15 protein-coding genes are annotated in these 15167 nt (G+C 45.3%); 9 read left to right on the top strand and 6 right to left on the bottom strand.

Annotation, left to right across the window (positions count from 1 at the left end; all coding sequences use genetic code 11):
- Positions 1-168 precede the first annotated feature (168 nt).
- The 6 genes from QUB11_RS12020 to QUB11_RS11995 all read left to right on the top strand — a co-directional run bounded on the left by QUB11_RS12020 (position 169) and on the right by QUB11_RS11995 (position 5529).
- Positions 169-351, top strand: a complete 183-nt coding sequence (locus QUB11_RS12020; protein ID WP_333203170.1) for a hypothetical protein — start codon at positions 169-171, stop codon at positions 349-351.
- Positions 352-808: 457 nt separating this feature from the next.
- Entirely contained in the window at positions 809-2761 is a 1953-nt protein-coding gene (locus QUB11_RS12015; RefSeq protein WP_333203207.1) for an FAD-dependent oxidoreductase, read from the top strand.
- Between the two features lie 306 nt (positions 2762-3067).
- On the top strand, positions 3068-3754 hold the full coding sequence (locus tag QUB11_RS12010; protein WP_333203168.1) for a methyltransferase domain-containing protein: 687 nt from the start codon (positions 3068-3070) through the stop codon (positions 3752-3754).
- A complete protein-coding gene (locus tag QUB11_RS12005; protein WP_333203166.1) occupies positions 3754-4824 on the top strand; it encodes an aromatic ring-hydroxylating dioxygenase subunit alpha in 1071 nt (356 codons plus the stop codon). The genes QUB11_RS12010 and QUB11_RS12005 overlap by 1 nt, the downstream gene beginning before the upstream one ends.
- 53 nt (positions 4825-4877) lie before the next feature.
- Complete coding sequence (locus QUB11_RS12000) at positions 4878-5222, top strand: type II toxin-antitoxin system RelE/ParE family toxin (RefSeq protein WP_333203164.1); 345 nt, start codon at positions 4878-4880, stop codon at positions 5220-5222.
- Positions 5194-5529 carry a transcriptional regulator gene (locus tag QUB11_RS11995; protein WP_333203162.1) on the top strand — a complete coding sequence of 112 codons (336 nt, stop codon included), beginning with the start codon at positions 5194-5196 and terminating at the stop codon, positions 5527-5529. The genes QUB11_RS12000 and QUB11_RS11995 overlap by 29 nt, the downstream gene beginning before the upstream one ends.
- Positions 5530-5604: 75 nt before the next feature.
- Here QUB11_RS11995 and QUB11_RS11990 read toward each other — a convergent pair whose 3' ends face one another.
- Positions 5605-6078 carry a hypothetical protein gene (locus QUB11_RS11990; protein WP_333203160.1) on the bottom strand — a complete coding sequence of 158 codons (474 nt, stop codon included), beginning with the start codon at positions 6076-6078 and terminating at the stop codon, positions 5605-5607.
- A gap of 154 nt (positions 6079-6232) precedes the next feature.
- Between QUB11_RS11990 and QUB11_RS11985 the strand changes: the two genes are divergently transcribed.
- Together QUB11_RS11985 and QUB11_RS11980 are read left to right on the top strand one after the other, a co-directional pair.
- Entirely contained in the window at positions 6233-6580 is a 348-nt protein-coding gene (locus QUB11_RS11985; RefSeq protein ID WP_333203158.1) for a type II toxin-antitoxin system RelE/ParE family toxin, read from the top strand.
- The gene (locus QUB11_RS11980; RefSeq protein WP_333203156.1) at positions 6549-6935 is read left to right on the top strand and encodes a transcriptional regulator; all 387 of its coding nucleotides are present in this window, start codon (positions 6549-6551) and stop codon (positions 6933-6935) included. The genes QUB11_RS11985 and QUB11_RS11980 overlap by 32 nt, the downstream gene beginning before the upstream one ends.
- 234 nt (positions 6936-7169) lie before the next feature.
- On the opposite strand, the gene coaBC is transcribed toward QUB11_RS11980, so the two are convergent.
- From coaBC to QUB11_RS11955, 5 genes are all read right to left on the bottom strand, one after another.
- Entirely contained in the window at positions 7170-8369 is a 1200-nt protein-coding gene (coaBC, locus tag QUB11_RS11975; protein WP_333203154.1) for a bifunctional phosphopantothenoylcysteine decarboxylase/phosphopantothenate--cysteine ligase CoaBC, read from the bottom strand.
- Positions 8370-8624: 255 nt separating this feature from the next.
- On the bottom strand, positions 8625-8837 hold the full coding sequence (gene isiD / locus QUB11_RS11970) for a protein IsiD (protein ID WP_006632739.1): 213 nt from the start codon (positions 8835-8837) through the stop codon (positions 8625-8627).
- Between the two features lie 45 nt (positions 8838-8882).
- A complete protein-coding gene (locus QUB11_RS11965; protein WP_333203152.1) occupies positions 8883-9506 on the bottom strand; it encodes an alpha/beta hydrolase in 624 nt (207 codons plus the stop codon).
- A 626-nt stretch (positions 9507-10132) separates the two neighbouring features.
- A complete protein-coding gene (locus tag QUB11_RS11960) occupies positions 10133-12223 on the bottom strand; it encodes a CHASE domain-containing protein (protein WP_333203150.1) in 2091 nt (696 codons plus the stop codon).
- Between the two features lie 378 nt (positions 12224-12601).
- The gene (locus QUB11_RS11955) at positions 12602-14512 is read right to left on the bottom strand and encodes an ATP-binding protein (RefSeq protein WP_333203147.1); all 1911 of its coding nucleotides are present in this window, start codon (positions 14510-14512) and stop codon (positions 12602-12604) included.
- A 410-nt stretch (positions 14513-14922) separates the two neighbouring features.
- Here QUB11_RS11955 and QUB11_RS11950 point away from each other — a divergent pair, with 410 nt between their 5' ends.
- Positions 14923-15120 (top strand): hypothetical protein, encoded by a 198-nt coding sequence (locus tag QUB11_RS11950; protein ID WP_006632734.1) that lies wholly within the window; start codon positions 14923-14925, stop codon positions 15118-15120.
- The last annotated feature ends 47 nt before the right edge of the window (positions 15121-15167 follow it).

Below are 15167 nucleotides of genomic sequence, written 5' to 3'. Positions count from 1 at the left end.
ATTTATGTAAAAGTTTGTAAATTATGCAGGGGTTTTGCATAAACAGGACTTACGCAAAAAACTGAGATGTTGCACCATTTTCAATAATCCTTTTATGAACAGGCTTTCCGGCCTGTTCCACAAAAAATTCATCTTTTGTGGAACGGGCCGGAGAGCCCGTTCTTAAGAATGGTGCAAGATGTGAGTTTAACCGGCATTAGCTATACGGGCGTCTTTGAATTTTTGCGGCACATCCGCACTTCTCAGGTTGAATCGAGTTTTGCCTTGGTATTAAGTGAGGAATACCCTGCATCGATCGCCGATATATTGAGTTACCTGAGTAGATATATTCTCTGTATTTACTTATTTTAAAATAGTTAGGTTTTTTCGCGCCAACTTACTTAAAGCTCGACTGATTAATTGTTTGGCATCGGATATCTACGCGGTTATTTATTACAATTCGTCGAGACTGCCTTTGGCCTAAGATTTTGCCGAAAACCTCCTAGTTTTTTAGAATCATTGGCGGCGGTTGCCAAGAGTTGATCAACATAAATAAAAACACTTAATTATTTAGAAAATTTTACTCTATGCGGGCGATCGCTTTTTCCTTGTTGATTCTTGCTTCTCTCCTAGATAACTGAAGCCTTCTTCCTTCTGCTATACATTGTGTGCGATCGAACTTGGCACGGTGCGTTAGCGAAGCACTCGTTGCAGGATCGCGATCCGATTGGGGGATGTGTCTTAGTATTTCTTCACATATCCTGATTTCGGTCTATGATATATGCCTTATGGCGTATTTGTGTTTAAAGCCCGTTACCGCGTACCGCTGATGAGTCAATCAACCAATTCACCGCTATCCCAACCAGTTTCTCGAAGAACCGCCCTCAAATTCCTCGGAGTCGGTGCCGCAGGCGGGCTGCTGGGCTACTCTCGATTTTCCAAGCCAGAGCCCGCCGTTTTTGTGCAAGATTCTCTTGACTTGCCGCGAATGCTGAATAACCGCAAAACCGTTGCAGTTGTGGGGGCAGGCTTGGCAGGGCTCGCCTGTGCTTACGAGCTATCCCAGCGAGGTTTCGCCGTAACATTGCTCGACAAATCGCCCCAACTCGGCGGCAAAATTGCTAGCTGGCCGATACAAGTCGGGAACGAAACTTTTATGATGGAACACGGTTTCCACGGTTTTTTTCCGCAATACTACAACCTCAAAAGTGTTGTCGAAGAACTAGAAATTACCGATAACTTTGTATCTTTAGAATCCTACGCCGTTGTGTTTCGAGACGGCAAATACAAACCCGAAGTTTTCCGTCCCAACCATTCAGCTTTTCCCTGGAATATAGTTGACTTGGGGATATCTTCTCCCAATCGGCTCAAGTGGGGAATCAATCTTACAAAACCCGCTCACTGGCAAGTATTTCGAGAAATCGGCGGTTTTCAAACTCAAAAAAGTTTTGCTCGCCTCGACAATATATCAGTAGCCGACTGGGTAAAAGGTGAATTTCCGCGCGGGCTTTATGACTTGTATTTTCTGCCTTTTGCCAAATCCAGCCTCAACGCTCCAGACGAATTGAGCGCGGGAGAATTAATGCAATTTTTCCACTTTTACTTTTTCGGAAATCCAGAGGGTTTGGCATTCAACGGTACGCGGCAAGATATGGGCACGAGTTTGGTGCAGCCTATTGCCAGAGCCATTGAAAGCAAAGGCGGCAAAGTATTGACAGATGTCGCAGTCAGTGAAATACGCTGGGAAAACGGCAAGATTGATTCTCTGAGTTATCAGTCAGGAGACGTGCAAAGTAAAATACCTTTTTGGGTGAAGCGAAACAGGCTGTTAACTGACAGCAACTCTACCGAATATTTCGGCGCTGGGGACAGCGTATTTGCCGCCGCGCCGTCGGGAAAAGAGGCAATTTCTCTGAGCTGCACTCACCAAGGCTGCACAGTTCAGAAACAAAACGACGGTCAATTTCACTGTCCTTGTCACGGGGCAGTTTTTGATGCCGAAGGGCGAGTTGTGAGCGGGCCTGCTCAGCGGGATTTACCTCGATTTAAGGTAGTAGATGAAAAAGCAGATGAAATACAGTTAGTAGCAGCGGTTAAGCAATCGCAGCCGCAAAATTTGGCGGAAACATTGAAGGCTGATTACTATGTTTTTGCGGCAGATGTTCCGGGGATGCAGCATTTGTTTAGTTTGGCCAGCGGTGAGGTAAATCCGCAGGTGCAGAGCCGGATAGAGAGCTTAAAAATAGCAGATCCGTTTGCGGTGGGCCGTTTTTGGTTCGATCGCGAATTTCCGTGGGAACACAGCAATTTCAGTTCGCTTTCCGGCTACAAACTGACTGACAGCATTACGCTTTACCACCGAATTCAGGATCAGTTCATCGAGTGGAATCAGAAAACTGGCGGTAGTGTTGTGGAACTGCACGCTTATTGTTACAAGGAGAAAGAATTTCCGAATCAGGAAGTTTTGCTGGCGACTTTTGAGCAAGAATTGTACGAAATTGTACCGGAATTAAAAGAGGCAAATATGCTGCACCGGGAATTGGTAAATCAAAAGAATTTCTCTGGCTATCCGCCAGGTAGTTATGCGGAACGCCCGGAGACTTGCTGCGCTGTACCTAATCTTTTGTTTGCGGGAGATTGGGTGAAAATGCCGTTTCCGTGCGGTTTAATGGAAAGGGCAGTGAGCAGCGGTTTGTTGGCAGCTAATGCTATTTTATATCAAGAGGGTTTGCAGAGGCGATCGCTCTTGACGGTGAATCCCGAAGGCGTGTTAAAAATCTAAGGTTTGCAGTGGGGCGGGCTTTATAAATCGTCAATCATCGGCTGGTATCCTCGGTGAAACCCGCCCCCAGCCCTACCATTTTAGATTTTAGATTTTAGATTTTAGATTTGAAGAAATGGGAATGACTGATCCAATAAGGGTTTAGAGGTTTCCTACAGTTGCATTCTTTTTTTAAGATTAGTTACGGTTTGCGGGGGTGGTTTCGCTGAGGGGAAAAGGCAGAGCTTGCGAACCAAAAAAATATCTGCGTTAAGCGGGGTGGATATGCGGTTAAAATATTATTGAATGAGTATAAAGCAATAATAAATGCTAAATAGTAACTGCAAAATTCGCAATAAATCTGTAACTTTTGATGCTTTTGCAACAGAATACGATTTCGTGGCCTCGTTGCAAAACCAGAACGATTTCTTTACTAACAACCTATCGGCCAGCAAAGGTGCAGCATTAGATATTGGCTGCGGTTCTGGAATTCTTGCTTTTGAATTAGCCCAGTATTACGATAATGTTGTCGCCGTCGATTTGTCAACAAAAATGCTGGCGATCGCCAGTCAAAAACGCTCAGCCCCCAATATCGAATACATCCAAATGGATGCCAGTCAATTAGCGCTCGATCGCCAATTTGATTTAATAGTTAGTGCTGCTACTTTTCACCACCTGCCCAACCTCCCCGCCGCCCTCGATGCAATCAAAAAAATGTTAAAGCCCCACGGAAAAATCGTTTTTTTAGATAATATTTCGGAAGTCGAAACACCTGCTACAATAGGCTACATATTAGGTGCTGCGAGAGATTTTAGACCCGACTGTTCCACCTACGGATTTCGCAATGCTTTAAGATTATTAAAATTTCGATTGTCGCCTGGGTGGTTGAAGCATTTAGCTAGCGATAGGTATTTGTCAGAACGGAGATTTAGAAAAATTTACGGTCGTTGCTTTCCGGGCTGTTATTTTGTAAAATTGGGTTGTTTTATGGGCGTAATTTGGGAACATTTGTAATGCAAAACAACGCGATAAAATCGGAATCTGCAAGGGGACAAAAAACTCACATCCGCCAGTTGGGCATTAATCTCGATCGCTGGTATGCGATCGCCCGCAGTACCGAGGTGGAAACTGGGCCCGTCGCTGCGAAAATCTGGAATCGGGCGATCGTACTTTTCCGCGACAGTGCAGGCAGAATCAACGCTTTAGAAGATAGATGTCCACACCGACAAGTTAAACTCAGCCACGGTCAAGTTAAAGGCGATTTAATCGAATGTGCTTACCACGGATGGCGGTTAAATGCAAGGGGAGAATGCGCCGAAGTCGATTATTTAGCAGAAAATCAAAAGCTACCTAACTGCAAAATTCGCTCCTATCCAGTCCAGGAAAAAAACGGTTTTATCTGGCTGTTTCCCGGCGACGAAACCCAAGCCGAAAAAACTAATTTACTGGATGTGCCAGAGTGGGAACATCTCAATTATATTGCCACTGTTTCAGTCATCGACTGTCAGGCACACTATTCATTTTTAATTGAAAACTTGATGGATATGTACCACGGGCACTTGCACGATGATTGGCAAGCTTGGGCCAATCCAGTCTTAGATAGTTTAGAAGAAAACGAGCATCAAGTAACTGCTCGCTATCAGGCCCAAAGTTATTACAAAATAGATAAAATTTGGTCAATTTCTCAGTTATTTTTTAAATCTTTGCGCCGACTGCACCCGGAACCGCTGGAGGTGAGCTATGTTTACCCGCATTGGGTTTCAACTTTGGGGAGCGACTTTAAGATTTACTGCTTGGTTTGTCCGGTGAGCGAGACAGCAACTCGCGCTTATTTAATTCATTTTACCTCATTAAATGCGTTTTGGCGGCTGCACAAATTGCCTGTTTGGTTTCGCAAGTTTATCAAAGATAGTTGTTTCGGTGCGGCTCAAAAGTTATTAGATGGTTTGGTGCGGCAGGATGTGTTAATGATTGAAGAAGAACAGCAGGCTTTTTTGGATAATTCAGAAAGAAAAAGTTATGAATTAAATCGGGCTTTAGCCAGCGTGCAAAAGTTGATGAGAAGTCAGGCAGAAAATGGATAATTCAGGATCAGATGGAGATCTGCACAGGCTAATATGTATATTTCACAAAAATCATGGAAGTACAACCGAGGGAAATTCGGCGTTATATTATAAGTGATGGCAGAGTTCCTTTTGCCGAGTGGATAGATTCCCTGCGCGATCGCAATACGAGAGCTAAAATTAACAATAGGCTAAGACGAGTAAGTCTTGGCAACCTGGGAGATTATCGCTCAGTAGGAGGAGGGGTTTTTGAACTTAGAATTGACTGGGGCCCCGGCTACCGCGTCTACTTCGGACAAATCGGATTAACAATTGTGCTTCTCCTCTGCGGGGGCGATAAAAGCACTCAAGATAGAGACATTCTCAAGGCTAAGGAGTATTGGGCAGAATATGAAGAACGTGATAGCGCAAACCAGTGATAGCTGGCTCAACGCACTAATTGAATCTCTCAAAAACCCCGCCGAAGCTGCGGCTTACCTTAGTGTGGCTTTAGAAGCAGAATCACCGGATTCTCAAATGCTGCGGGCGGAAATTCAAGACGTAATTGATGCACGTTTGCTGGCGAACAATCTTTCAAAGCAAGCTAAAGTACATCACGAGAAACTCGATAAAATGCTTTCGGAAAGTGGCGCTTCTGAAATTTACACTTTGATCGCGTTATTGGATGCGTTAGGATTTAGGCTAACAGTTACTTTAAAAGAAGATGAATTGGCGATGGGGGAATGAAACCCCTCGCCATTCATCTGCGTTAATCTGCGTCCATCTGCGGTCAAAAAAATCTAAATTCCGTCAGAACCAACTTTACTTTTTAGGTTGCTGCTTCTGGTAAACGCTGATAACTTTATCGGCATAAGTAGCAGTTGCGCCACTTTTACAAGCTGCGGAGTCCCCTGTCATCCACCAGCAAGCGGCGCGGCGTACAGCGGTTAATTCATTGTTGCTGCTAGCTTTGTATTCGTCGCGCAGCAAATCGCCCACGATACAGGTAACAATTGATTTGGCTTTTGTCGCGTCAGCCTCAAATTGTTGGGGTGTTAAATCTTGTTTGGTACAGAATTTGGCCCAGCGGGAAATATTGTTCGGTAAAACTTGCCACTGACTGTACATTCCGTCATTTGCGGCTTGTGGGGGGGCGGCTTGTCGCAGCGCTTCTACAAGGGCGGAAACTTGCGCGTCGGTGACTGCTTGTGCTGCTGCTGGAAGTGCTTGCAATCCGAGGCTAATTATCAGGCTGCCGAATAGTAGATTGGTTTTTGCGATCGATTTAAAATTCATTCACAATGCCCTGTTTGATTTAAACTTTGTTTCCTCAAACAAGGTTTACTATTTTGTCGCTCGAATACCTCTGTCTTAAGTATGATTTATTTGCCCACTTAATGCACTGTCATCGCACTTACGATAGAAATTGCCGAGCAAGTGCGATAAAATTATGGAAGTACAACCCAGGGAAATTACAAGTTACGGTACATCAGATGGCAAATTTCCTTTCGACGAATGGCTTGATTCCGTCCGCGATCGGAAAGTCAGAGTTAGAATCAAGTCTAGGCTTGACCGAGTTCAACAAGGCAATCTCGGAGATATCAAGTCAGTAGGAGAAGGAGTTTTTGAGCTCAGAATTAATTATGGCCCGGGCTACCGCGTCTACTTCGGACAAGTTGGGTTGACAGTGGTGGTCATCCTGGTAGCCGGAGATAAAAGCACTCAAGAACAAGATATTCGACAAGCCATAGCATACTGGAAAGATTATGAAAGACGTGAAAGCACCGACAAGTCATAGCTACCGCGAGTACCTAATTGAATCTCTCAAAGAGGCTGAAGAAGCTGCTGGTTACATCGGGGCTATTTTGGAAGAAAAAGACCCTGAACCCGCACTTTTGAGAAATGCCATCAGAAATGTGATTGAGGCTAAAATCAGGATGAATGCTCTTTCGGAGTCAGCAAAAGAGCATCACGAAAAACTCGATAAGATGCTGACTGAAAGCGGCGGTTCGGAAATTTACAGTTTAGTAGAATTGCTCGAAGCATTAGGATTTAAACTAGAAATTACTGTCGCAGATACTGAGTTGTCGGCTGACTCGGAATCAACTGATTTTGGGGAATCAGAATTATCGCCCGAACCAGCTAATTTCTAGCAGATTGTACCCTTATTTCGATCGCAGTAAAGGTTAATCTAGATTATTGGTTGTGTGGGGGCGGGTTTATATAAATTGTTTGCGGGTATTAAATATTATTGGTGAACCCGCCCCTACAGACATTTGTAGGGGCGGGTTTTACCAACCATTTATGTTAGAAACCTACCATCTCAAAAACCCGCCCCGCCCAGCGACAAATCCGCAATTGGTAATATCATCGCAGTTCGATCGCCCTCACCCTTCCCTCACAAAATCTAACAATCGGTGAGCCATTTCTAGCTTGCTGCAAGGTGCTATTTCTACTTGCTTGCCGGCGGCATTAATTAATATTGCTTGATTGGTATTGCTGCCGAAACCAGCACCTATTTGATCGATCGGGTTTGCGGCAATTACATCGAGTTTCTTCGCCCGCAATTTCTCCAAAGCAGGCTTGACAATATCCCCAGTTTGTGCTGCAAACCCGATTAATTTTTGATGCGGCTGTTTCAATTTTCCCAACTCTGCCACAATATCCGCTACCGGTGCCAACGGTAAACAATTCGGGAGCGATCGCTTCGGCAATTTCTCACTACTGTACTCAGCCGGCTTCACATCTGCTACCGCCGCCGCCATCACTGTCAAATCCGCCTCGTGAAAGCATTGCAGCATCGCCTGCCGCATTTCTTCTGCACTCGCAACTGCGATCGCCCGCACACCTGACAGCGGCAATTCGCCAGTTATACTGTGTACCAGCGTCACTGTAGCGCCGCGGTGCTGTGCAGCTTGCGCCAAAGCTATGCCCATTTTGCCGCTGGAAGGATTGCCGATAAACCGCACCGGATCGAGGTGTTCCCGCGTTCCTCCCGCACTGATCAACACCCGAAGCCCCGCTAAATCTCGATCGCCCTTCGCATACAACAGCGATTCAATATGAGGCAAAATCTCATCAGGTTCTGCCATCCGGCCGACACCCGCGCGATCGCACGCCAGCATTCCCGCCCCCGGATTCGCAGCATGATAGCGCCGATAACTCAACACTTCCCGCCAATTCCGCTGCACCGCCGGCTGTTCCCACATATCCGTATTCATCGCCGGTGCCAGCAAAATTGGGCAATTAGAAGCTAAGACAGTATTAGTCAGCAAATTATCAGCAAAACCCCCCGCCAACTTAGCCAAAGTATTAGCTGTCAGGGGAGCAATTACAAAAACTTCCGCCCATTCTCCCAGTTGAATATGCAGGGGGCGCCCGTGACTTGGTTGCCAAAAATCTTTGTCAGTAAAAGCAGGATGGCGGCAGAGAGTAGCAAAAGTCAAAGGCGTTACAAACTCATCGGCCGCATCAGTAAGAATAGCTTTAACTTCCGCTCCAGCTTTCGCTAAAGTTGAAACTACTTCGCAAACTTTGTAAGCCGCAATCCCGCCACTAACGCCGATTAAAATTCGTCTGCCCTTCATGTCATACCATTTTAGATTTTAGATTTTAGATTTTAGATTTTAAATTGGGAATGACTGATGAATACCAGGGTTGAGAGCTGGCCTACATTCACATTCTTTTTGGAAACGGGTGTCATTTTTTCATAAAAAAGAATCAAGAAAGAAATTAAGATAAAAACAGACTCAAATCTCTAATTCATCTGTTTAATCTGCAACCAAATATGCTGCTAACTTCTTCCTCAATTCCGTCGAAATTTTTGAGCTAGATTTTTCAGTCTATGCTTCGTCGTAGGCTTCCATATCCAGAAGGTGGAGATAAGGTTCAACCAGCTCCGGCCGCTGAAAAGCAAGCGATCGCAACAAATGCCAATCATTCAATCCCTCAAAAGGATCTGTATAATCGTCAACTTCCAAACGGACAGCCAATTCTGCCACGTCCTGAGAAGTAAGTACAGCTATATCGCGCGATGCTTTGGTTAAAGTTTTCATTTTTTTCCCCTGCCCGAGACTTCCGCCATACTATATACTAAACCTTTAATCAGATTTCGACACAGTTTCTACAACAAAACTTCGCATTACCTCTATAACTTCCGGCAGAATCTCGTGTCCCATGTTAAATTCTCGATACTGCACCGCAGCTCCCCAAGCCGTCAAACTCTCGCGCGATCGCACAGCAGCACTAATGGGCACAATAGTATCTTGAGTACCGTGTACGATTAAAACAGGTGGCAAAGCACTCCCAGCAACTGGCGAAATCTGGTGTAAATAACCGCTCAGACAAATTAAACCGGCTACGGGCAAAGTCAATCCCACATCTAGAGTCATCGCTCCACCTTGAGAAAAGCCGCCTAAAATTGTGCGAGACAAAGGCACGCCCGTGCTGCTTTCCAAAGACAGCAAAAATTCCCTCAGCAATTGCCGGCTTTCTACCAATCCCTGAGCGTCTTTGCTTTGAAGGTTATACCACGCTTTGCCACTCGTTACCTGGGGATGGGGAAAGGGGGCATCGGGAAACATAAACTGATAATCCGGCAAATTGAAAAAGGGTGCTAAGGAAGTCAAATCGCGAGCATTAGCACCCCATCCATGCAAAGCGACAACCAAAGCGACAGGTTTGCGATCGGTTTTTGGCGGAATGCTAATAAATTGTAAAGACATCGTAGTTAATAATTGGTAATCTGGCATCGCTACAATTATAAATTGTCACGACGGCTAAAACCCCAGATATTTGTTTTCGGCAGTATTCCAGTGGGAATTAGCACGCGCTTGCTAATAACTATAATAGTTGACTGTTGACTGTTAACTGTTAACTGTTAACTGTTAACAGTTGACTGTTAACCGTTGAAAGTAGAGTGCGACATCGCACCTTTCCAAAGTAGAGTGCGGATAGTTCACCTTTTCTAAACAGGAATTAGGGAGCATCTCCTATTTGTAAAAACACTTCTTCTGGCTCCTTCCTTCTGCCTCCTTTCTTCTTCCTCTTTCCTCCTGCCTCCTGCCTCCTGCCTTCTGCCCCCTGCCCCCTCCTGCCTTCTGCCCCCTGCCCCCTCCGGCCTCCTATCTCCTGCCTCCTGTCTCCAATTTATAGCTGGGCTGCTTTCATTGAGATGCTCCCAGAAAGACTCCGCTAGAAGCGAGATTTGTTCCGCTAATTCCAATTGACCGAAAGCATCCAGGATACAAGCCCCCAGATTAATCTATGAAGAAATAAAAAACTTATATCCGATGAAACTTGCCGAACGTATTTATCCGTGGGGTCGCCTCTAAAATCTAAAATCTAAAATCTAAAATCGATTGACACCTACCGCAGGTAAAACCTTAGAAACAGATTGCTTAGACTGTTGTCGCACCGGCACCTCAATCCAGAATTCAGTTCCCTCTCCCGGAGCCGATACGCACCTGAGCGAACCTTGGTGTTTGTCCACTATTTGATAGCCGATCGACAATCCCAAGCCAGTACCTTTGCCTACAGGCTTGGTAGTAAAAAACGGATCAAACAAACGTTTTTTGACATTCTCCGTCATCCCCGTTCCGTTGTCAGCGATTCGCACGCATACACAATTAGAACTTAAAAGTTCAGTGCGAATCCTAATCTTAGGTAAAAAAGCCGAATCATAGGAAGTTTTACCATTAGGTAAAAATTTACTTTTTTCTTCATCTAAAACATCAATGGCATTGCTCAAAACATTCATAAATACCTGATTCAATTGTCCCGCCCAGCACTCCACTAAGGGCAAATTTCCGTATTCTTTGATGACTTGAATGCCCGGAAAACCAGGTTGGGGTTTCAGCCGACTATCCAAAATCATCAAGGTGCTGTCAATGCCTTGGTGAATGTCAACAGACTTCATTTCAGCTTCATCTAAACGTGAAAAATTCCGCAGAGAAAGGACGATTTGGCGGATGCGTTCTGCTCCCATATTCATAGATTTTAGGATTTTAGGCAAGTCTTCACTGATAAACTCCAAATCAATCTCTTGGAGTTTCGCTTGCACTTCGGGCGTTGGGTTCGGATATTGCTGCTGGTATATTTCCACAAGTTCCAGTAAGTTTCGCGTATATGCACCTGTATGGATCAGGTTGCCAGAGATGAAGTTGACAGGATTGTTAATTTCGTGGGCAACTCCAGCCACTAACTGCCCCAAGCTGGACATTTTTTCAGTTTGGATTAGTTTAAATTGAGCTGCCTGCAAATTTTTTAGTGCTGTTTCTAGTTCAGCGGTGCGCTGTTTTAGTTGAATTGTACGATCGTACACTTGCTGTTCTACTTTTGCAGTACGTTCTAGAGACATCAACAGGTAAATCGTCAAGCTGCCAGTCATCAATAGCCCGATCGCGCCAATTGCCAGCGAACCCTGATGCGTCCTCATACTGTTGTACCCCTTTCCAGGCAAAACTAACAGTTTCCACTGGCGGTCTGCTACGTTAAATAAGCGAGTGCAAGCACTAGGATTTTGACAGATTTTTCCCCGCAAATTAGTTAACTCTGGCTTTTCGTGTTTTGGGTTATCTATCAACTGCTTAGCTTGTGAGTCGTAGCGCACCAGAAAGCGTTCTTTCTCTATAGCAGAGTTGTCATAGAGGTAAAAATTAATCTTGTCTAAATTCAGCGATTCTAAAGAAGAATCGACCATACTGGTGATCTGAAACAGACCCGCAATAACTCCCATGAGGTTTTGGCGGCCGTTGACCGAGTTATCAGCAGAAGTTGTGCGGCGGGGTACTGGTAGAAATACTTGCAATCCCGGTTGATTGTTGCTGACTAATCTAATCCGCGCGGAAGCCGCTATTTTCCCGGTATTCACCGATTTCTCTAAAGCTGTTTTGCGCTCGGGGCTGGAGGCAACATCAAAACCGATCACTTTGTTATCTTCTTCTAATGCTTCTCTGTAAATAATTGGAAAGTATTCCGATCGCACTTTTGCTTTGACCTGCTTTTTGTCAGGAGTTCGCTCGTAAATTTGAAATGCCGGAAAACCTTCGGCTCGAATTCTCCGTTCGTAAGCTGCTTTTTGGGCCATCGGCACGCGCCGAATCCAGTTAACAGAATGTATAGCAGTATTTCGGGCGAGTGCAGGTTGAGTGAATTGCTTAAAATCTTGTCTTGTAACTTCAGTAGATGCGCTGTAGAATGCTTCAAGTGAGTACAGAAATTCTAAATTTTTGTTGATGCTTTGCTGCAATGCCACATTCAGGCGATCGGCTTGCTGATGAAATTCAGCTTGCATTCGTTGGTTTTCCGAATGCCACACGACGGCTGCTGCTGCCAATGACAAACTCGTACCGGTGCAAAGAGTCAGCACTGCTGGAATGTAGCGACGGTGCGACAGTAAACTTTCGGTCAGCGAATTAAACCAATTGCTCGCAACATTCATATTCCCACACCTTCTGCCACCGGAGTGCAATTCGTTTAAGGACTTGTGAATTTCCTTGATAGCACGATCGACAGCGCACAAACCAGATTGTCTAAAAACTTATGATAGCAGGAATATGACTTACCCCGATCAACCGAATTTCTACGAAAATATTGATTTGGGAACGAGAAACCTGGGAAGAAACCGGGTTTTTTACCAATAGTGCATCCACGGCTGAGGAATTGAAACCAATTGTAACTAAGTGTAACGAAGCGAGCTCCAATCTGCGCGCTCCCCAAGTTCCTGCCCCGGAAGCACCCGCGAACGAGAAAAAGCCTTTATCGGGTGGGGCGGGTACTCAATACCCGCCCTATAAAGCCAACTTAAATGTGGAATAGCTTACAAAACAGTCCCTATTTCCTTCAAATAAACCCGTGTAAACGGTTCATCATCCCCCAGAGTATACTGTTCGATCAACCCTTGGCGGCGAATAGAAATACTATTTCCTTCCCTCACCACAACAGTATCATCATCCGTGCTTTCTCTGACCAACATCATCTCTGTTTCCCCCGGATTGTCCAGCACCACCATATTGCTCCCCCGATAAAACATTCCCTCAGCTTCCAAAATATTTCCGGGATATTCAGCAATTAACAAATCGAGCTTGGGATTCCGCAGCAAACTTTGCACGTTAAGATTGTAATTGTTATTCAAAACTTTCTCAGAACGGTTGACAAAAAGTCCCCCACGACAAACAGCACCGATCGTCCAATCGGGATGCTGCAATAGAATGTGGTCGATTGTTTCTTGCAGATCGTGCACCGAAATTCGGTTGAAAGTAATAATCGGAATTCTGGCGGATTTTCCCGAGTCAAAGAAAGTTTCGATAATATGCGAAGGCACATCAACACCCTCCCCGACAGCCGGGTTTAGGTGCATAAAAATTCCCGGCGCGGCATTGATTTCGAGAATCCCAAAATTGCCTGTTTTCCAAGATTTGGCGAGAGTTTCTGTTACCACATCAACCCCCAAACAAGCTAACCGAAAATGTAGGGCGATATCTTGAGCCAAAACAATGTTATCCGGGTGAATATTGCGGGTAGCGTCGATGCTGACGCCGCCTGCGGAAAGATTAGCGACTTTGCGGAGATACACAATGCGATCGCGCTCTAGGACACTATCCAATGACAGCCCTTGTTCTGCCAGATACATCTCCATCGCTTCGTCGGACTGAATTTTGCTCAGGGCCGAAGTTGGCGTATCCAAACGTTGGGATTTGCGGTTTTCACGGCGGATCAATTCGCGAATTGTTGAGTCGCCATCACCTGTTACCCAAGCAGGTCGGCGTTCAGTTGCCGACACAAATTTGCCATCAACGCACAACATCCTAAAATCCGATCCTTTGATGCTGTTTTCCACAATTATTCGCACCGGCTCTGTTTCGGGAATTGCCTTAACAGCTCTTTTAAAAGCGGCCTGCAATTCCTCACCATCTCGGACATCTGCTGTGACGCCAATTCCTTTATGACCGACTACTGGTTTGACAGCAACTGGATAGCCAATGTCTTTAGCAACTGCCAGAGCTCCGCTTTCTGTGGAGACGATATCGCCTTTGGGGACAGGAAATCCTAATGTAGCGAGAAAAGCTTTACAATCGTCTTTGCGCGTGGTAAAATCTGAGTCTAAATGGCTGTCAGAATCAAAAGTAGTTGCAGAGCCGCGAACAAGTTTTTTGCCGTACCCGTATTGCATCAATCCTTCATCCCACAAATAAAATACGGGAATGCCTTTTTGAGATGCCGATCGCATTAATGAATAAACTGTCGGGCCTCCGTAAACTGACTGCCGGAACATATTTTGCAGCGCGTCTATGTGTGATTCCAAGGGAAAGTCTTGATTTTGATTGATGGCTTCAAACCAATCCCAAACAGCGTAAACTACGGCTCTGGCGCTGCGGGCGTGAACTGCTTCTATGCTGATTCTGTGAAAGTGAGAAAACGGCTTGATGTTCCAGTGTTGGAAGTGCAAACCCATGTCGAGTTTTGCTACTTCTGAGGCGGTACGAGCGAACAGTTGGGCATGGTTGGAGAAAGTTTCGTGCAGCAGTTGCGGGTAGCGATCGCCAATAATTTCCTGGTAATGTGCGATCGGCAAAGGTTCGCTCGCGCCCGTCACCGCTAAATCAAAAACTAAAGCCGCGGTGTCTAAATAAGGGTTTGGCCCCATATAGTGTTTGAAATTGAAAACATCAAAAATATCGGTTTTTCGAGCATTGATGCGTGCTGTTTCTGTGCTTTTTTCTTGCAGCATTTTCTAACCTCCTTTGAGCTAATTTTTTACGTTAGCTTTATAGTCGGTGCATGGGATACTACCTGCGGGCATAGATATTATTGCACTGCTCAGTTGAGACAAATACTCCGGCCAATTCTGCCTCAGCATTGCGAGAGTGGGGGGAGTGGGGGAGTGGGGGAGTGGGAAAGTAGGGGAGATGGGAGAGGGGGAGAGTGGGAAAATATTCCTTCTTCCTTCAACATCTGACTAAGCATTCATGACTAAGTATTGATGACTAAGTATTGATGACTAAGGCTAGATAACTAAGCACTTATGACTAATGACTACTTCTTTCCCCCCTCCCAAAAAAAAGCTATAACTTTTGAGAGGTACACTCTGTACTTATAATTGTTTATGACAGTGAAAGAAAATTTAAGAGGCAGCAAATTATGAAGATCGCACAAACTGCTCTCAGGGACAAAGTTCACCACTTAGCTGAGGAAGCCTTTCACCGGAAGCTAATTTCTGGCTACGGCGATGGTCAAAACAGCAACGAATATCAGATTGTCTGGAACGGCAAACCCAGGCACCTCCCTTTAGAACGGGCGAGTACCATATTGAGCAATTTGATCGAGCGATCGCACTAACGGGCGATCGGGCTAATTGAGGACTTACGCTCATCAATCCGATTTCT

Origin of the sequence: Microcoleus sp. B6-A1 (genome assembly GCF_036705085.1) — a bacterium.
In the GTDB taxonomy this organism is placed as follows: Bacteria; Cyanobacteriota; Cyanobacteriia; order Cyanobacteriales; family Microcoleaceae; genus Microcoleus.
This window is presented reverse-complemented; position numbering and strand designations above follow the sequence as displayed.